This is a genomic window from Microcoleus pseudofavosus SVA1_A4, from assembly GCF_036700565.1.
Lineage (GTDB): Bacteria > Cyanobacteriota > Cyanobacteriia > Cyanobacteriales > Microcoleaceae > Microcoleus.
In genome coordinates this window covers 1-18,847 of record NZ_JAUBPE010000104.1, presented here as the reverse complement: position 1 = coordinate 18,847, position 18,847 = coordinate 1, and the positions used below count along the sequence as shown (strand labels likewise).

The 18,847-nt window shown below is 44.9% G+C and carries 19 protein-coding genes and 1 tRNA gene; 13 read left to right on the top strand and 7 right to left on the bottom strand.

All coding sequences use genetic code 11. The features are described 5' to 3' along the window. On the bottom strand, positions 1–182 hold a 182-nt coding region (locus QUA02_RS30115; RefSeq protein WP_333033232.1), incomplete at its 3' end, for an IS110 family transposase. A gap of 1,022 nt (positions 183–1,204) precedes the next feature. Here QUA02_RS30115 and QUA02_RS30110 point away from each other — a divergent pair. Genes QUA02_RS30110 through QUA02_RS30105 form a run of 3 tightly spaced genes read left to right on the top strand, consistent with a single transcriptional unit; the run spans position 1,205 to position 2,205 of the window. Then, a complete protein-coding gene (locus QUA02_RS30110; RefSeq protein WP_333033230.1) occupies positions 1,205–1,399 on the top strand; it encodes an IS110 family transposase in 195 nt (64 codons plus the stop codon). Continuing rightward, complete coding sequence (locus QUA02_RS33765; protein WP_445305222.1) at positions 1,365–1,745, top strand: IS110 family transposase; 381 nt, start codon at positions 1,365–1,367, stop codon at positions 1,743–1,745. Before QUA02_RS30110 ends, QUA02_RS33765 begins: the two co-directional genes overlap by 35 nt. After that, positions 1,630–2,205: a transposase gene (locus QUA02_RS30105; protein WP_333033229.1), complete on the top strand. Its 576-nt coding sequence runs from the start codon at positions 1,630–1,632 to the stop codon at positions 2,203–2,205. The genes QUA02_RS33765 and QUA02_RS30105 overlap by 116 nt, the downstream gene beginning before the upstream one ends. Before the next feature lie 50 nt (positions 2,206–2,255). Here QUA02_RS30105 and QUA02_RS30100 read toward each other — a convergent pair whose 3' ends face one another. After that, positions 2,256–2,903, bottom strand: a complete 648-nt coding sequence (locus tag QUA02_RS30100; RefSeq protein ID WP_333033228.1) for an RNA polymerase sigma factor — start codon at positions 2,901–2,903, stop codon at positions 2,256–2,258. A 217-nt stretch (positions 2,904–3,120) separates the two neighbouring features. On the opposite strand from QUA02_RS30100, the gene QUA02_RS30095 reads away from it, so the two are divergent. Continuing rightward, positions 3,121–3,909 carry a DUF5131 family protein gene (locus tag QUA02_RS30095; RefSeq protein ID WP_333033227.1) on the top strand — a complete coding sequence of 263 codons (789 nt, stop codon included), beginning with the start codon at positions 3,121–3,123 and terminating at the stop codon, positions 3,907–3,909. Here the strand turns inward: QUA02_RS30095 and QUA02_RS30090 are convergent. Continuing rightward, positions 3,890–4,996 (bottom strand): three-Cys-motif partner protein TcmP, encoded by a 1,107-nt coding sequence (locus QUA02_RS30090; protein ID WP_333033225.1) that lies wholly within the window; start codon positions 4,994–4,996, stop codon positions 3,890–3,892. The two genes, QUA02_RS30095 and QUA02_RS30090, sit on opposite strands and share 20 nt — an antisense overlap. Positions 4,997–5,033: 37 nt before the next feature. Then, positions 5,034–8,825 (bottom strand): hydantoinase B/oxoprolinase family protein, encoded by a 3,792-nt coding sequence (locus QUA02_RS30085; protein WP_333033233.1) that lies wholly within the window; start codon positions 8,823–8,825, stop codon positions 5,034–5,036. A 47-nt stretch (positions 8,826–8,872) separates the two neighbouring features. On the opposite strand from QUA02_RS30085, the gene QUA02_RS30080 reads away from it, so the two are divergent. Then, a complete protein-coding gene (locus QUA02_RS30080) occupies positions 8,873–9,052 on the top strand; it encodes a hypothetical protein (protein ID WP_333033224.1) in 180 nt (59 codons plus the stop codon). Between the two features lie 5 nt (positions 9,053–9,057). On the opposite strand, the gene QUA02_RS30075 is transcribed toward QUA02_RS30080, so the two are convergent. Then, entirely contained in the window at positions 9,058–9,984 is a 927-nt protein-coding gene (locus QUA02_RS30075) for a M28 family peptidase (protein WP_333033223.1), read from the bottom strand. Between the two features lie 47 nt (positions 9,985–10,031). Here QUA02_RS30075 and QUA02_RS30070 point away from each other — a divergent pair, with 47 nt between their 5' ends. From QUA02_RS30070 to QUA02_RS30055, 4 genes are read left to right on the top strand one after another with little or no spacing between them, the layout of a single operon-like run. Further along, complete coding sequence (locus QUA02_RS30070; RefSeq protein WP_333033222.1) at positions 10,032–11,258, top strand: AAA family ATPase; 1,227 nt, start codon at positions 10,032–10,034, stop codon at positions 11,256–11,258. Position 11,259: 1 nt separating this feature from the next. Next, entirely contained in the window at positions 11,260–11,922 is a 663-nt protein-coding gene (locus tag QUA02_RS30065; protein ID WP_333033221.1) for a phage tail protein, read from the top strand. A gap of 51 nt (positions 11,923–11,973) precedes the next feature. Next, the gene (locus QUA02_RS30060; protein ID WP_333033220.1) at positions 11,974–12,273 is read left to right on the top strand and encodes a hypothetical protein; all 300 of its coding nucleotides are present in this window, start codon (positions 11,974–11,976) and stop codon (positions 12,271–12,273) included. Further along, positions 12,270–12,689 carry a type II toxin-antitoxin system VapC family toxin gene (locus QUA02_RS30055; RefSeq protein WP_333033219.1) on the top strand — a complete coding sequence of 140 codons (420 nt, stop codon included), beginning with the start codon at positions 12,270–12,272 and terminating at the stop codon, positions 12,687–12,689. Before QUA02_RS30060 ends, QUA02_RS30055 begins: the two co-directional genes overlap by 4 nt. Before the next feature lie 13 nt (positions 12,690–12,702). On the opposite strand, the gene QUA02_RS30050 is transcribed toward QUA02_RS30055, so the two are convergent. Further along, complete coding sequence (locus tag QUA02_RS30050; protein WP_333033218.1) at positions 12,703–13,776, bottom strand: DMT family transporter; 1,074 nt, start codon at positions 13,774–13,776, stop codon at positions 12,703–12,705. A 306-nt stretch (positions 13,777–14,082) separates the two neighbouring features. Here QUA02_RS30050 and sppA point away from each other — a divergent pair, with 306 nt between their 5' ends. Continuing rightward, positions 14,083–14,901, top strand: a complete 819-nt coding sequence (gene sppA, locus QUA02_RS30045) for a signal peptide peptidase SppA (protein WP_333033217.1) — start codon at positions 14,083–14,085, stop codon at positions 14,899–14,901. A gap of 124 nt (positions 14,902–15,025) precedes the next feature. Beyond that, positions 15,026–15,433: a chorismate mutase gene (gene aroH / locus QUA02_RS30040; RefSeq protein WP_172186043.1), complete on the top strand. Its 408-nt coding sequence runs from the start codon at positions 15,026–15,028 to the stop codon at positions 15,431–15,433. A gap of 155 nt (positions 15,434–15,588) precedes the next feature. Here the strand turns inward: aroH and crtR are convergent, their stop codons facing one another. After that, a complete protein-coding gene (crtR, locus tag QUA02_RS30035) occupies positions 15,589–16,479 on the bottom strand; it encodes a beta-carotene hydroxylase (protein WP_333033216.1) in 891 nt (296 codons plus the stop codon). Between the two features lie 411 nt (positions 16,480–16,890). Here crtR and pyk point away from each other — a divergent pair, with 411 nt between their 5' ends. Together pyk and QUA02_RS30025 are read left to right on the top strand one after the other, a co-directional pair. Continuing rightward, complete coding sequence (gene pyk / locus QUA02_RS30030) at positions 16,891–18,678, top strand: pyruvate kinase (RefSeq protein ID WP_333033215.1); 1,788 nt, start codon at positions 16,891–16,893, stop codon at positions 18,676–18,678. Between the two features lie 94 nt (positions 18,679–18,772). Then, positions 18,773–18,844: transfer RNA gene (locus tag QUA02_RS30025), tRNA-Thr, on the top strand. Positions 18,845–18,847 lie beyond the last annotated feature (3 nt).

Genomic DNA, 18,847 nt, shown 5'->3' with positions numbered 1-18,847 from the left:
CTAGTAGCTTCCATACAAGCATGGAGTTCGGCTACACTTTGTTGTTGAAGCCAGTTATGTAAACTCTCAAACCCTTGAAGATTGTTAGTGAACTTTTTGGGTTTGGTCGCACGACCTTCTTTCAGTAATGAGACATGAAAGTCTCTTTTACTGATGTCTATACCTAAGACTGTTGATGTCATTGTTTGCTCCCGATGTACTCCTCTAAATGAAAGAACCGACAGGCAATTGAATACTAACCTTGTGAATACAGGCTTTCCCGACTATGCCGAGAGCCTCAGATACTGTCCAGTTTGATGTGCGCCTGTCATCAGTAATGGGAGCTTATCTACGCAACAGACTTATTCCGTCTAAGGGGCGGGCCAACTTCACCGATTGCTGATGTCCTATAGCTAGCACTTTCGCCTGTTACAGAACCTTTTGTACAAAACTTTCCTTGTTTCTTTAGATTCGCTTTGCTTGTCGGCTCAATCGCCCACTTGTCGGCTCAATCGCCCACTTGTCGGCTCAATCGCCCACTTGTCGGCTCAATCGCCCACTTGTCGGCTCAATCGCCCACTTGTCGGTATGATCTAATCAATGACGTGGCGATCGACTGACTCACTCTTTTAAGATACAAGGGGCGGGTTCGCCGATAAATTTGGCCACCCACCAATAATCTTTATAAACCCGCCCCACCCAACCAATAACCCCGAACAACCATCTACCCCACCGTTAAATTCAATTGATTCTTAATTTTTGGGTGGGGTGGGGGCGGGTTTTTATCATCGGTCGATGGGGAGCAAATATCAGGCGTGAACCCGCCCCTTGTATCTTAAAAGAGTCAGGCGATAGATCGCTACGTCAGTTAGTCGATCGAGCCGTCAATCAGGCGCTCGCTACGTCAGTCAGTCGATCGAGCTGTCAGTCAGTCGATCGTAGCGCTAGCAAGGTAAATATAAGAAACAAGGAAAGTTTCTTACGAAGGTGCAAGTTTCAGTAGAAAGTGCTGTTTAAGGACATCAGAAATCGGTGAAGTTGGCCCGCCGCTTAGACTGCATAAGTCTGTTGCGTAGATAAGCGGACATTACTGATGACAGGCGTACACAAAACTGGACAGTATATACGGCTCTCGGCATCGCCCTTGAAAGCCTGCATTCACTCTTGTTAGTATTCAATTGCCTGTCAGGTTCTTTGATAAATCGGAGTACATCGGGAGCCAAAAATGACATCAACAGTCTTAGGTATAGACATCAGCAAAAGAGACTTTCATGTCTCATTACTGAAGGAAAGTCGTGCGACTAAACCCCAAAAATTTCCGAACAATACTCAAGGGTTTGAGAATTTGCATAACTGGCTCAAACAACAAAGTGTAGTCGAGATCCATGCTTGTATGGAAGCTACTAGCATCTTGGCGTGAAGCTTTAGCCGAATTCCTTTATGGGGATGGCTTTAAGGTCAGTATCGTCAATCCCGCAAGGATTAAAGGGTTTGCTAAAAGCGAACTCCTACGAACTAAAACTGACTCCGTAGATGCGGCACAGATTGCTCGTTTTTGTGCGGCGATGAAACCGTCTATGTGGACACCAACCGCGCCGGAAGTTAAAGAACTACAAGCTGGCTTTGCGACGGCTAGAATCCGCGATCGAAATGGCAAATCAAGAGCAGAACCGTCTGGAAACAGCTACGCCAACTGTTGCTGGCCTTACCCTTGCACACTTAGAGTATCTAAAAGAGCAACAAAAACCGCTCAAAAAACTGATTAGCGACCATTTTGACCAACATCCACATTTAAAACAACAGCGTGACCTCTTGAGATCAATTCCCGGAATTGGTGAACAGACTGCATCCGTATTGTTAGCTGAAATTCGTGATGTTTCCGATTACAACAATGCCCGTCAATTAGCTGCTTATGGGGGTTTAACACCCTGTGAACGCAGTTCTGGGACTTCGGTTAAAGGCCAAACTCGTTTGTCTTGTACCAGAAACGTCCGACTGCCAAAGGCGTTGTATTTGCCTGCGGTAGTGGCGATGCGTCACAATCCGTTACTCAAGGCTATGAGTGACCGATTATTGGGTCGTGTCCGGGTCAAAATGCAGGTGATTGGTGCAATGATATCGGAAGTTGGTGCATTTGGCTTTTGGGATTTTAAAATCCCAAAAGCCTTTCGACCCAAATTATTTACTCGCGACACCTTGACAGTTCAAGACAGTATCTACAACTAGAAAAGGCGGGTTTATTATGCTGTTAGTTTTACCAGACTAACTGTGTATATCTAGACAAGTGCCTCTTGATAGTCGAGATTTTCATCGAGATAAATAGCTCGAATATCCTCCGGCAAATTTGATTCTAAAGTTTGATATCCTTTTTGCAGCAAAGCCTTTACCTGAGCGGGCGAAATAGCTTCGCCTTCTGCTTGCAAATAAGCTGCAATTCGAGTTTCGCTCCAGCGGAAAGTCTGAGCCATCAACACTACTAAACGCGGCAGCGGCGCTAACAATTCTAAGGCTTGTTTGACGTAACACCACAGGGGAGGCGGAGCCGATTGCAAGGAGTAGTGAATCGACTCAACAGGAGGCAATTCTGCTTGATTGATGCAGATAGCCGTGACATTAATCAGCCAGTTTTGGAGACTGAGATTTCCGCCCTCAGACTCTTGGATTTCGCGGCGCAAATCGAGGCCTCGGAGCTCGTGATAGATGTGCAGCCAAGTGTGGGCGAACAGGTAATCTCCTTGTACGGGCGATCGCACGGAATGGCGAATCAGGGAGTGTACAATTTGAGCGTAGCGGCAAAAAATCGCCGTGAAGAAGCGACCCTGATCGGGATGGTTTTGAAACAGAGTCAATAATTCCTGGTCGCTGTGATGGAACAGGGATTTGACCACAGGATGGTTGAGTTCGGAAAAAACAGGTGTTTGCACAATTGTTCTGGAATAGCTTTGAGAATGAATGCTGGTGCAGCCCGATTCTACAACACGAAATACATTTGATGCAAGTGCTTAAAAAATATGTTGATAATAAAGTCAATTAATTATATAATGTAATTGGTAGGTGACGCTGAATAAACCTCAATTAGTAGATCTAATCTTATTGGTTCAGTGTCACCTACAAATGTTATTTAAAGGGTAACTTCTTTGTATGTCTAGCATTAATACTGGTATCGAATGGACCGACAGAACATGGAATCCAACAACTGGCTGCGATAAAGTCAGTCCTGGTTGTACACATTGTTATGCTGAAGCATTAACAAAACGGTTTCATACTAATTTTCCTAACGGTTTTGATTTAACGGAATATCCAAAACGTTTGAATGAACCTAAAAGCTGGCGAAAGCCGAGTCGCATTTTTGTTAACTCAATGAGCGATTTGTTCCATGAAGATGTTTCTCTTGAATTTCTGAAACAAGTTTTTGATGTAATGCGTGAAACTCCTCACCACATTTATCAAATTCTTACAAAGCGACATGAACGTTTACTAGAGTTAGCCCCTCAACTTGATTGGTCTGATAATATTTGGATGGGCGTCTCTGTTGAAAATCAAAACTATGTTCATCGCGTGGATTATTTGCGACAAGTCAATGCAAAGGTACGCTTTTTATCCTGCGAACCACTTTTAGGGTCGTTACAGCTTGATTTAACAGGAATTCACTGGGTAATAGTTGGGGGAGAGTCGGGGCAAAAACACCGTCCGATGCAGGAAGAATGGGCACAAAGTATTCGGGATCAATGTCAAGATGCTGGAGTCGCCTTTTTCTTCAAGCAATGGGGAGGTAGAACACCTAAAGCTGCTGGGAGACTGTTGGATGAGAGAATTTGGGATGAGATGCCCGAAGCATGGGAGAAACACCAAAGGCAATTCAATGACTACTGTTTCAAAATAAGTCGCACTTCAATGAAAAAAGCTACTACTACTTTGGTAAAAATGTGATTTCTACCTCATCTCCGAATGTGTTCTTTCTGCGTTTAGATGGATTTGCTCTAATTTGACCTTCAGCCTCTAGTTTCAAAAGAGCTTGTTTGTAATTTTTCTTAATGTAACGTTTGCCAACGTGGTGTTGGTTGTAAACTTCTAGCATCGTCAGAGTTTTTCCCGCAAATTCATCCAACAACAAATTTTCAAGCTCATCCAGAGGGCGGTAAAGCTCATATAATAGAGGATATCTAGGCGGGGCGGGATTGTATTCAAAAGAAGGAACTCCTTGTTTAGCACTAGAGCTTTCTCCAGCCATAATATCTTTCATAATTGAATAACCCAATACATTTTTTGACACAAAAATTAGATGATGGGTAGTCCGATTGCCACTCTCATTTTTAAAACAAAATGGGAGTACATAGGAGCCACCTATTTCTTTCAAAGCCTGACCTATAGCCTCCACAATTATTAACTCTCGCTCCTCTGGTTGCTTTGAGGCAAGCTGTTCCCTAAGTTTTTCAGCCCGTTCTCTACCGAAGAGGGAGTCCATGTGGTTTTTTACGGCTGAGTTGTTCAAACCCATATTAATTCGGTTATAGTTAAAGAAAAATATGCAATCGCAACCCCAATCTCTAATTACCGCTCCAATTAGATCAAGTGACAAACCTTTGTAACCCCAAGGGTCGATAAAAAACAGTGTAGGAACCTTATTAATTTGTTTAATTGCTTGAACAATTTCTTCTCCAACTTCCGTGTTTAAAACTATTGGCTTATACCTTAATGTACTTATATTTGGGATTAATTCTATAGCCTGTTGGAGAGACTGAGTATTATTTGAGTCTTTATCATTAAATAGCGTTACTAGCATTTGTGACATCTTGGTATCGCGAATAGCCTGTTCCAAGATAAGTATTGGAGTAGACTTAGAATCGTCTTGATAGCGACCAGGCCCAGAGAACAAATCAATATAGGCAATTTTATTACTCCATTTCCTGGCTGTTGGCATAATTGCCGTTGCCCAGGCCCAAAAGTATTTAGCAACTATTTCTGCTTTCACTAAAGAATTATCTCTCAACTCATCAAAGAAAGAACTGTCAGCCATGACTGTTACCTCTACACTCTAGTTCATTTTACCGCTGCTACATAATACTACCATATCCTCCGCCCCCAGGAGTCTCAATCACAAACACATCCCCCGGCTGCATTTCCACAGTCGCTGTACTCCCCAAATCCTCAACTTTTCCATCAACCCGTTCAACATAATTCCGTCCCACTTTCCCCGCTTCACCCCCATTCAAACCGCAAGGAGAAATCACCCGCCTTCCCGATAAAATCCCCGCCGTCATCGCCTCCCGAAACCGTACTCGCCGCACAACTCCATTCCCCCCGCGATGATATCCATTCCCGCCGCTATTAGCCCGAATTACAAAACTTTCCAACAACACCGGAAACCGCCATTCTAATACTTCAGGATCGGTTAAACGCGAATTAGTCATGTGAGTTTGTACCGCATCAGTACCGTCAAAATCTGCACCAGCACCCGAACCGCCGCAAATAGTTTCATAATATTGATAGCGCTGATTTCCAAATGTAAAATTATTCATAGTTCCCTGAGAAGCCGCCATCACTCCCAAAGCACAATACAAAGCATCGGTAATATTCTGCGATGTTTCCACATTTCCCGCAACTACCGCCGCTGGATAGCGAGGATTCAGCATACAGCCTTCGGGATTGATGATTTCGAGAGGTTTCAAACAGCCCGCATTTAGAGGAATATCGTCATCGACCAAGGTGCGGAAAACATACAAAACAGCGGCTTTGCACACCGCAGCGGGAGCATTAAAATTGTTGGATTGTTGAGCAGAAGTGCCAGTAAAATCTATTTTTGCACTGCGCGCAAATTTGTCAATTGTAATTGCTACCTTAATTTGTCCGCCACTATCCATCGGATAAGTAAATTCGCCATCTTGCAAAACCTCAATAACCCGCCGTACTGACTCTTCAGCATTGTCTTGTACGAAGCCCATATAAGCTTGCACAGTCTCTAATCCATAATGTTCTACCATCTTGAGCAGCTCTTCTGCGCCGCGCTTGTTAGCAGCAATTTGTGCTTGCAGATCTGCTATATTTTGAGCGGAATTGCGAACAGGAAAATTACCTGATGTCAGAATTTCTAGTAATTCTTTTTCTCGAAAATTGCCCTTGCTTACTAACAGGAAATTGTCAAGCAATACACCTTCTTCAGTTACTGTTGTACTGTTAGGAGGCATGGAACCGGGAGTAATGCCGCCGATGTCGGCGTGGTGTCCCCGCGAGGCAACATAAAACAAAGGAAGGGAGGAATCACGATCGAATACTGGAGTAATAACGGTGATATCTGGTAAATGCGTGCCACCGTTGTAGGGATTGTTAGAAACATAAACATCGCCGGGTTGAATCGCATTGCCTTGTGCTAAAATTAAAGCTTCAACGCTTTCGCTCATCGAACCAAGATGTACGGGAATGTGCGGCGCGTTGGCAACTAATTGCCCGTTTTTGTCGAAAATTGCACAGGAAAAGTCGAGACGTTCTTTGATGTTGACTGACGAACTTGTGTTTTGTAATGTGACGCCCATTTGTTCCGCGATCGCCCTAAACAAATTATTAAAAATTTCCAGCAAAACCGGATCGGATTTAGCCGCAGATAAACGCGAATGAACGCCGATATTATCGGCCTCCATCTGCGTGCATCTGCGGTTCAAAATTAAATCGTTATTTTCCGTGATTTCCCCTTCCCAGCCCGGTTCTATGATATTAGTTCCCGTTGCCTCAACAATCATAGCAGGGCCGCTAATGCAGTCGCCAGATCGCAAATCGTCTCTCTGATAAACAGGCGTTTCCCGCCACCCGCCAGCAACATAGGTTTGCACCGTTGAAATTGGTGGCACGGGCAAGATGCCCGTGCCACAAGAGGGGGAAATTGTGGATGCTTCCGGCACATCCATTGTCTGGAAAATTGGTGGCACAGGCAAGATGCCTGTGCCACAAGAGGGGGAAATTGTGGAGGCTTCCGGCACATCCATTCTTTCTACAACTTCCACCGAAAACGCTTCCACAATCAGCGGTTTTTCTGGCATAATAAAACTGTAACGCTGTCGGTGTGCTGCTTCAAATTCAGCCTGCATCGCCTCAATATTGTCAGCAAAATTGACCGCCAAAACCGAGTCACTTCCCTGATATTTTAAGCGCAACTTGCTAACAACTAAAACCTCTGACTCATTCTCTGTGTTCTCTGCGCCTCTGCGGTTCAATTCCCTCTTTCCATCAGCCTCCAATTCGGTTAAAATATGATGCAACTCAGGTAATAATTCTGCATTTAATTGTTGCTCGATCGCCCTTTCGCGAATAGCCCGCACATCAGCCAAACCCATACCGTAAGCGGACAACACACCCGCATAAGGGTGAATAAATACCCGTTTCATCCCCAAAGCATCGGCGATCGCACAAGCGTGTTGGCCGCCCGCACCGCCGAAACAGCACAATGTATACTCCGAAACATCGTAACCGCGCTGAAGCGAGATTTTTTTGACAGCATTTGCCATCTTTTCCACCGCGATCGCCAAAAAACCCTCCGCCACCTCTTCGGCCGTCCTCTCGCCCCCAATTTCCCCCGCTAATTGCCCAAATTTTTGGTTTACTACGTCAGGGGCGATCGGCAAATCTCCATTCAATCCAAATACTTTCGGGAAAAAATCCGGTTGAATTTTCCCCAACATCACATTGCAATCAGTCACCGTCAAGGGGCCGCCTTTGCGATAGCAAGCAGGCCCAGGATTGGCCCCTGCAGACTCCGGCCCGACGCGGTAGCGAGCCCCGTCAAAAAAGACAATTGAACCGCCGCCGGCTGCTACAGTGTGAATTGCCATCACGGGCGAGCGCAATCTCACCCCAGCAATTTCCGTCTCAAATTCGCGTTCGTATTCGCCGTTAAAATGGGCAACATCTGTCGAAGTTCCGCCCATATCAAAGGTAATAATTTTATCAAAACCTGCCTTTTTGCTCGTTTGAACAGCACCGACAATTCCCCCAGCAGGCCCGGATAAAATACTGTTTTTTCCTTGAAATTGTGCCGCGTCCACTAAGCCGCCGTTTGATTGCATAAACATTAATTTGGGGCATTGGGCATTGGGCATTGGGCATTGGGCATTGGGCATTAATAATCCCTCGTTCCCGGAATCTGCCTCAATTAACTGACTGGTTACTTGTTCGACGTATCGACGTAAAATCGGAGATAAATAAGCATCGACAACCGCAGTATCTCCCCGCGAAACTAATTTCATCAGCGGACTAACTTCGTGAGATACTGAAATTTGAGTAAAGCCAATTTCTTTCGCTATTTTAGCAACTTGTTTTTCGTGTTCCGAGTAGCGGTAGCCGTGCATGAATACGATCGCACAACTGCGAATTCCCTCATCGTATGCTTGCTGCAAAGACGGGATAAACTCGGGATTGACAGCAGTTAACTCCTCACCTTGAGCGCTGTAGCGTTCCGCAACTTCAATAACTCGATCGTACAGCATCTGGGGCAAAACAATGTGACGCGCGAAGATATTCGGGCGGTTTTGATAGCCAATTCTCAGCGCATCGCGGAAACCTTTGGTGATTAACAGAATTGTGCGATCGCCCTTTCGTTCCAGCAAAGCATTTGTCGCTACCGTCGTCCCCATTTTAATCGCTTCAATTTGTGCAGCGGGTATGGGAACATCTGCGCCAATTCCTAAAATATCGCGGATTCCTTGAACTGCGGCGTCGGTGTAGCGATCGGGGTTTTCCGATAGCAATTTGTGAATGACTAACTTACCGTCGGGGCTCTTGGCGACAATATCAGTAAAAGTGCCACCGCGATCGATCCAGAATTGCCAGCGAGTGCGATCGTCAAAAACAGCATTCATATCATTATCCATCATAAATGTTAATCAGCCTTTTATTGGCGGGCAGGATGCCCACCCCACAATACAATTTATCTCTTGTGGAACAGGCATCTTGCCTGTTCTCGATCGTAAATGTTAATCAGCCTTTTATGGGCGGGCAGGATGCCCACCCCACAATACAATTTATCTCTTGTGGAACAGGCATCTTGCCTGTTCTCGATCGGGGTACAAAATGTCAGTTAAAATAAAATTCCTATAAATGTCGAATAGCCTCAACCAACCCCTGACAAACACCCGCGAGAAAATCCAAATCCAAAGTCTCAATCTTATCGCTTTCTCGATGATAATGCGGATTTCGCATATTAGCAGTATCAGTCACCATAATAGCCGGATAACCATTATCCCAAAAAGGAGCATGATCGCTGCGGCGAGTATCCGGCACAATTAAACCTCGATTCGGCACCGGTAGCCACTCGCAGGGCTGACCAGATTTGCGAATTTTGCCACTCAAATTAATCAAATCGGGAACCGTCCGCAAATTGCCAATTAAAGCAATAAAATTACCACTATTTGGATAAAAATATTTCAAGCCAGCGGGATAGTTTTGAGAATTAGGATTATGGTTGCAATAACCCAACATTTCCAAAGAAATCATTAACCGGATTGACTCTTGCTGTTGCTTGTATTTAGCTGCATGATGACTGCTGCCAAAACAACCGTATTCTTCCATATCGAAGGCGACTAATTGCACTGGATATTTGAGCGGCCCAGATGCGATCGCCTTTGCGAGTTCCAGCAATACAGCAACCCCAGTAGCATTATCATCGGCCCCAGGTATTCCGGGTACAGTATCGTAATGAGCACCAATTACGATCGGTGGCAACCGTTTCTTAATCCGTTTTTCAAGACCCAGATTGTCTTGCTTCCCCCCCGAAGCTTGGGGTGATTCTTCTTGCTTCCCCCCCTTAGCAAGGGGGGGACTGAGGGGGGGTAAATCCAAAATAAAATTGTGATGAATTCGGCCGCGCACCGAAAAATCGTCAATTTCTACAGTTCCCCACTGTGCCAACTGTTCGCGGATGTATTGCTGAGCATAAAAATGCCCTTCGGATGCGAGGTATGGGTTGCGATCGCGTACAATTTGAATCAGATGGCTGTGCAAGCGTTCTTTGAGATTCATGCGATCGGAGATACAATGAGTACACTAAGATTATATGGGATTGAATTATGATTGGAGAAGTTAGAATAGAAAATTACAAATCGATTCAAAAGCTGAAGCTAGAATTAGGACGAGTAACTGTATTGATCGGTGAAAATGGCTGCGGCAAGAGTAATATCCTAGAGGCGATCGCCCTGGCTTCTGCGGCGGCAGATCATAAGCTGGATAACGAGTTTTTAGCTTCTCGGGGCATCAGAGTTACAGAACCTCAATTGATGCGATCGGCTTTTGAAATGGAAAATTTGGTTAAAAATATCAATATTGATATCAAAGGAAATGATGGAGAAAACTTTAGTTGTATTTTACATAATGATAACTCTCCCTATTCTCAATGGGTCAATAAAAACTTCATGAGCGGTTCTGAAATTTCTTTAGAAAAGATTGTTTCCAACTCAGGTAAATCACCAGATGTTATATTAACAGAAGATTCACAATATGCCTCTGAAGAATCAAAAAAAGAAGCATTTAAAAAACAAATAACAAAAATTATAAATAATATAGAAGTATTGCCAACAGATATGTTATTATTGTTATATAGAGAGTTGTCTCACAACTTGTTTTATCATTCTAAATTAATTAAATTCACAATTTACTCTCCTGAAAACCAAGCCTTACGAACTTTTGAAAAAGAAGGACAAATTCAACCATTAGGAATTAATGGTGAAGGCTTGTTTAAACTTATAAAGTTTTTGAACTCAGAAACAAACCAAGATAAACTCAATCAAATTAAAGAAAAGCTGCGATTGATAGATTGGTTTAGAGATTTTGAAGTGCCTGAAGATTTATCACCCCTGCAAAGTTCTCTCCAAATAAAAGATAAATATATAGATAGAGATTTAACTTACTTCGACCAAAAAAGCTCTAATGAAGGCTTTTTATTTTTACTCTTTTACTTTACCTTGTTCATCAGCGATCTCACGCCTAAATTTTTTGCAATTGATAACATTGATGCTTCTCTCAACCCCAGATTGTGTCGCAGATTAATGCAAGAATTAGTCGAATTAGCCAAAAAATACGACAAACAAGTTATCTTTACAACCCACAATCCGGCAGTTTTGGACGGTTTGGATTTAGAGGATGACGAACAGCGACTACTTGTGATTTCTCGCAACCAATTAGGTTATACTAAAGCCAGACGCATTCTGGGCCCCAAACCTCTAGAGGGCCAAGAACCAGTAGAATTATCAGAGGCATTTTTGAGAGGCTATATCGGCGGACTTCCTAAGAATTTTTAATATGATTAGTTTTGGATTGATTGCAGAGGGACTGACTGACCAAATTGTAATAGAAGATATTTTAGCTGGATATTTTAATAGTGCATATATAGAGGTGACACCTCTTCAGCCAAAAAGAGATAAATCCAAAACCGGCGGCTGGACTCTAGTATTTGATTATTGTAGGTCAAAAAAATTTCAAGAAGCATTTCAATTTATTGACTATATCATTATTCAGATAGATACGGATGTTTCAGAAGATTATGATGTAGCCAAACAAGATGAAAACGGTGAGTTTACTCCCCAGCAGTTAATTGCAAAAGTTATTGAAAAGTTTAGAAGTGCGATCGGCGATAATTTTTACAGCAGATATCAACAACAAATTATATTTGCCATCTCCGTACATTCTATTGAGTGTTGGTTGCTGCCCCTGTATTATACAGACAAGAAGAAACAAGCTAAAGTTAAGAACTGCCTCGATACTTTAAACCTGCAACTTGCGAAAAAACATAAGTTTACGATCGACGCTAATGCTAAAAATCCTGAATATTATCGAGTAATTTCAGAACAATATCGCAAGCATAAAGTTTTGATGAAGCATTACGCAGAAAATCCCACTTTAAAAACTTTTATAGAAGAGATTCAAAGCAGAGACATTAAGATGGGTGATGAAGAGGATTGGTAATGAAACAAGTTATTATGTCATATAATAGAAACATAGTTATCGGAGATTACCATGCAAGCATACAAACTTAGAGGTAAAATCGATGCAACTGGCAACTTGGTAGTTGTGGAACCCGTGAATATGCCGCCCGGAGATGTAGAAATCATCGTCTTGCAGCTACCTGATACGGTTAAACAAGCCAGCGCGTCAGAAAATGCGATCGCACCTGAAGCACCTCAAAAAAAGTTTAAAACTAATGTGAAGGCATTTCAAGGTTTATTCGATCGAGATGCTGTACCGGAACCCCTGGATTTTGACGATCCAGACAAACAAGCAAAATGGGAATATTTAAAAGAGAAACATAACTTGTGAAAATCCTGATAGACACCAATATAATAGTAGATGTTGCGCTCGATCGAGAACCTTTCTTTGCTGAGAGCGATCGCATTTTAACTTTTGTTGAAGAAGCACAAATTCAAGGCTATATTTCAGCCTCAACTTTTAGCGACCTTTACTATATTATCCGCAGAGACAGAGGCCGCGATTGGACGCTGGATTTTTTGCGACAGCTAGCCACATTTTGTCAAGTAGCAACAGTAGATAACTCTGTTATTTCAATGGCATTAACTTGCAACTTCAAGGATTTTGAAGATGCGATTCAGTACAGCACTGCTGTAATCAATCTAATTGATGCCATTGTCACCCGCAACCCGCGAGATTTTCCGGTTACTACTCCTAGGATTGTAACTCCAAATCAGTTAATTCAAGAATTAATTGATTCTCCCTAAATTTCTCAAAGCACTAAACTTCTGATTCCAATTCGCTAACCCGCAACTGCACGGGTAATTCTACAGAATTCAACTCAGACGACTCTAACAATCCTGTTGCTTCAACTTCTGCACTCGCTTCACCGTGCCGCACTTTTCGCAATTTCTCACCCAAAATATCCCGCTGGTTGATCAAATAAATACTCACCAAAGTCAGCCCAACTCCCATAGATTGCAGCGGATTGAGCACCTCACCCAAGAACAAATTGCCGAACAGCAAAGCAAATACAGGCGTTAAAAAAGTTAAAGAACTCAAACTTGTTAGACTGCCACTCGAAGCAAAATAAAAGAATAAACCGTAGGCGATCGCACTTCCGAACACAGTAGAATAAGCTAACCCCATCCAGCCGGAAAAATCGATATTCACAAACTGTTCAGACTCAGTTGCAGCCGAAATTGCCAACAGCGGCAAACCGCCCAAAATCATGTGCCAACCAGTCGCCACCACCGGATCAACATAACGGCAAACCCCGCGCACCAAAACCGTACCCACAGCCATCGACAAAGCCGCCAACAGCATCAACCATTCTCCACCCTGAAATAACTGTTCGATACCCCCAGAAACCGACGCGTTTTCAGGATGAAAAAGCCCCAAAATCCAGCCATCCGGCAACCCAATTAAACTAATCCCAGCAACGCCAATAACTAATCCCAACCAGCCCCAAAAACCAATTTTTTCTTGAAACAGCCACAAACACAAAATCGCCACTGCTAGCGGTTGAGAATCAATCATCACCGAACCCAAACCCGCACCGGTTCGGGTCAAACCTTCGGCTAAAAAGCCTTGAAACAAAGTAGCGTCAACTAAAGCAAACAGCGAAATCCACAGCCAAGCTTTCCAACCCTGTGGCTGCGGTTTTCCCATCAGTGCCGCCGCCAGCAGCACCAACACGCCCGCAGGTACTAAACGCACGAATGCCACAAACAGCGGCGTTGTGTGCGGCATCACCCCTTTCATCGCTACCATCGCGGTTCCCCAGAGGAAAAACGGCGCAATTAGCAACAGCGGCGCGAAAGGCAGTTTAGAATCGGTAAGCTTTAGCTGCATGGCGGAGACTCCAAATAATTGATGAGATTGATTCTCGTGGGGATGATGTAGTTTTATTAAGCAATTTTTACAATTATATATTGGTGTTGAGTTAAATGCGATCGCACAAATCTCGATCGGCCATTAGGAAGAGGCAAGATGCCTGTTCCACAAAATCAAGGTGGAACAGGCCGGAAAGCCTGTTGCGAACAATCTGGAACTGGCTCTTCGTTCTGTTGCGAACACAGGCACAACATCTACCCCGATGAATAAGGCACACTATAAGAGTTAGCTACAAAAATCCGTAACATTGCCTGTACACTGCCCATGATTTGGCCATTCAAGCCCCGCTACCGCAAACAAATCGCCCGTATCGAAATCACCGGAGCCATTGCCGGAGAAACCCGTAAACGAGTCTTAGAAGCTCTCAAAACTGTTGAAGAACGCAAATTTCCCGCCTTGCTGCTGCGGATAGACAGCCCCGGCGGCACTGTCGGCGATTCCCAGGAAATTTACAGCGCACTCAAGCGTTTGCGCGAAAAAGTCAAAATTGTCGCCAGTTTCGGCAATATTTCAGCTTCTGGCGGAGTTTACATTGGCATGGGAGCCGAGCATATCGTTGCCAATCCCGGTACAATTACCGGCAGTATTGGCGTGATTATCCGGGGCAACAATTTAGAACGGCTGTTAGAAAAAGTAGGCGTTTCTTTTCAGGTGATTAAATCGGGGCCGTATAAAGATATCTTGGCATTCGATCGAGAATTGACCGATCCTGAACAGCAAATTCTGCAAGACTTGATCGATACCAGCTACCAGCAATTCGTGGAAACCGTTGCTGAAGCCCGGAAACTGGCAGTGGAAAACGTGAAAACTTTTGCCGACGGCCGCGTTTTTACCGGCCAGCAAGCCTTAGAATTGGGTTTGGTCGATCGACTGGGAACAGAAGAGGACGCTCGCCGCCTTGCCGCCGAACTCGCAGGCCTCGACCCGGAAAAAACCGAGTGCTGCACGCTAGAAAAACAAAAACCTTTCCTAAATCGCGTCTTGGGGAGTAGTCTGGATATATCCGGGCTTTCAGCTTACAATAATTTGCTGGAATTCGAGCTTTCTACTAGCGGTTTGCCGCTGTGGATGTATCGCCCGTGATTAAATAGTCAGTTGGCAGTTGGCAGTAGTCTGTTGGCAGTGGTAATTGGTAATTAGTAATTGGTAATTGCAACTAGCAACTGACAACTAGCAACTGACAACTGACTACTGACTACTGACTAAAATGGAGGAAATTTGCGTGGAGTGGCAAGTGCGGGCGATTCGCGGGGCAACAACTGCCAGCGAGAATTCGGTGGAAGCAATTCGAGAAGCGGTGAGAGAATTGTTAGATGAATTAGAAGCAAAAAATGATATAAATCCAGAATTAATTATTAGTGCCACGTTTTCTGCAACTCGTGATTTAGATGCTGTGTTTCCAGCCGCGATCGCCCGCGAACGTCCCCACTGGTGTAATGTTCCTTTGTTGGACGTACAGCAAATGCACGTTGAGGGTGCTTTGGAACGCTGCATCCGCTTTTTAATTCACATCAATTGGCCCGCACATACTGAAATTTATCATCCTTATTTACGGGGAGCTCAAAATTTGCGCCCGGATAGGAATTTAGCGGTGGCGGTGGCTGGGGAAAAATAATAGATTCACTTTGGGCTTGATTTAAAAGTTAACTCACCATTACAGGTGGGTTTATTTTTTACGGGACTTGATACAGTACAAAACCTGCCCTGGGGATATATGGTTAAAAGCTTTTATTATAAAAAAACCGGCTTCTCGAAGAAACCGGCTTTTTGTCAATCAGACGCTTTCTTGTGATGCAACCTAATCCCTAAAAAGATGTCATATATAAAACTCCAAAAGTCCTTTTTACCTTCCAATATTCCCAAAGTTTGAGGAGAACCCTTTTCATCTAACAGCGGCTTCACAGCTTCGTAAGCAGGCTTGTAATTATACCAAGGAATTGAAGGCCACAAATGATGGATCAGGTGATAGTTCTGTCCCAAAATTAAGATATTCAGAATTGGACTCGGATATACTCTGGCATTTTTCCAGCGATCGCGATCGTGAAACGGACGGTGCGGCAAATAATCAAAAAATAACCCCAACGCCAACCCCACCACCAAAGCCGGAGAAAACCAAAAATTCAGCACGTAACCTAAATGGTCGTACTGAATCGAGATATACACGATCGCTACCACAAACAAGCGGCTGAAAAACCACTCCCACAGTTCATTTTTTCGCCATAGTTGGCGCTTAAAAAAGAAAATCTCGTGGTAAAAAAACCTCGCAGCAATCAGCCACAGAGGCCCACCAGTCGAAACATAATGGTCTGGATCGTTATCGGGATCGTTAACGTGGGCGTGATGCTGCATATGTACCCGCGTAAACACCGGAAAAGCAAAACCCAACATCAGCGCGCTACCGTGTCCCAAAATAGCATTGATCGTGCGATCGCGATGGGCTGCATTATGAGACGCATCGTGAATCACTGTTCCGGCCATGTGCAACGCCACTACGTTCAGCGAAAAACAGCACCACTGCGGCCATCCCCAACACCAGAAACCCAAGTTAGAAATCACGATAATCGCTACTGCACTCAAAAACAGCAGCAGTGTCGGATTGAAGTCACCGGGAGGACTCAGAAACTCTTTCGGCACTGTCAGCGGCCGTCCTGCCTCCGACATTTTTGTTAGCACTCCTTAATATTTCACACTTGCGTAGTATAAGATACAAGCCTCTAAATAGTAAAGTTTTATGAAATAAGTGTATCTAATCTCGATCGCCCGCCGTCTGCACAAAAATGAAAGTATGTTAGATTCGCACAACGTTCTTGGGAAACCAACAAAAATAAATGGGTATATTTGTATATTTGTCAAGCCCTAAATCTAAAGTTATTTTGAAGAAAAGCCGGACGAAAAGAAAAGATTATCGATCGGTAATAAAGTCAGATATTCTAGAGAATGGTCAATGCCCGCTGTGACGGACGATCGACAAACTTTTAAGAATTAAGACGTGCGTCATTACTTGTGGTAATGAATAGCAAAAACTTAGCCGAAATTTAAACAATAAATCCTCCAGCCACCCCATCTCAATTCATGCAACTGCCAAAAGCCCTACGCCGGACTAAAATCGTCGCCACCATTGGCCCAGCCACTTCCGATCCACAAGTGCTGCGCCAGCTCATAGAAGCCGGTGCGACAACTTTGCGCCTCAACTTTTCCCACGGAACAGAAGAAGACCACCAGCGCAGCATTCGCTTAATCCGGCAAACATCCTTTGAACTCAACCAGCCGGTCGCCATCCTCCAAGACCTCCAAGGCCCGAAAATTCGTTTGGGCCGCTTTGAAACAGGCTCTATAGTTGTCAAAAACGGCGATGCTTTCATTTTAACCAGCCGCCCGGTTCCCGGTACGGAGCTAATTTCTTCCGTCACCTACGACCCCCTAGCAGACGAAGTTCCAGAGGGCGCAGTGATTCTGCTAGACGACGGAAAAGTGGAAATGCGCGTCGAAAAAGTAGACCGCACTTCGCGGGAATTGTACTGCCGCGTCGTAGTCGGCGGGCCGCTTTCCAACAACAAAGGCGTGAATTTTCCGGGAGTTTACCTGTCAATTAAGGCGCTCACAGATAAAGACCGCAAAGATTTAATGTTCGGTCTCGACCAGGGTGTGGATTGGGTAGCGCTGAGCTTTGTGCGGAATCCCCAGGATATGCTCGAAATAAAAGAACTGATAGCCAGTGCGGGCAAGCAAGTACCGGTGATTGCCAAGATCGAAAAGCACGAGGCGATCGAACAAATGGAGGAAATTCTGGCCCTTTGCAACGGCGTGATGGTCGCCCGCGGCGATTTGGGAGTGGAACTGCCCGCCGAAGACGTGCCGATTTTACAAAAACGGCTGATTGCTACCTCCAACCGCATGGGGATTCCGGTAATTACCGCTACCCAGATGCTCGACAGCATGGTCAACAATCCCCGTCCCACCCGCGCCGAGATTTCCGACGTGGCGAACGCGATTCTCGACGGAACTGATGCGGTGATGCTCTCGAATGAAACGGCTGTCGGCAAGTTCCCCGTCGAAGCGGTGGCGACGATGGCGAGAATTGCGGTGCGGATGGAGAGGGAAGGAATTAAGCGCAACATTAGAAATGTAGAAGATGTCGGTCGATCGATCCCCAACGGCATCAGCCAAGCAGTCAGCCAAATCTCCGAACAGTTGAACGCGGCCGCAATTATGACGCTGACCAAAACCGGCTCTACAGCGCGCAATGTGTCGAAGTTCCGACCAAAAACTCCGATTTTGGCAGTTACTCCTCACGTAGACGTAGCCCGACAACTGCAATTAGTATGGGGAGTCAAACCCTTGCTGGTGCTGGATTTGCCCTCCACAGGCCAGACATTTCAATCTGCGATGACTGTCGCCCAGGAAAAAGAGTTACTCTGCGACGGAGATTTAGTGGTGATGACGGCCGGTACTCTGCAAGGGGTGGCCGGATCGACGGATTTGATCAAAGTTGAGATAGTGACAGCGGTTTTAGGCAAAGGCACCGGTGTCGGTTTGGGATCGGTGAGCGGCATGGCCCGGGTTGCTCGCACTGCTGCGGGTGTGGTGAATTTCCACGCAGGAGACATTTTGGTAGTCGATCGCACCAGCGCCGATTTTGTGGAGATGATTCGGAAAGCAGCCGGTGTGGTAACGGAGGAGGAAAGTTTGACTTCTCATGCCGCGATTATCGGTTTGCGTTTAGGCGTGCCGGTGATGGTGGGCGTGGAGAATGCCACGCGGGTAATTCGGGACGGAACTATGCTGACGCTGGATATGCAGCGGGGTTTAGTTTATTCCGGGGCCAGAGGCGGCTCAACTGACGGGGAACTAGCCGTTTAACAAGTTCTGAGTTAGGAGTTGTGGAGTTTTGAATTAAATTCTACAATTCCTTGCTTTTTTCGCTTAGGTTGTGCTAAAATCCAAAATTGTCTGTGCCGATGTAGCTCAGGGGTAGAGTATTCGATTCGTAATCGAACGGTCGTGGGTTCAAATCCCACCATCGGCTTTG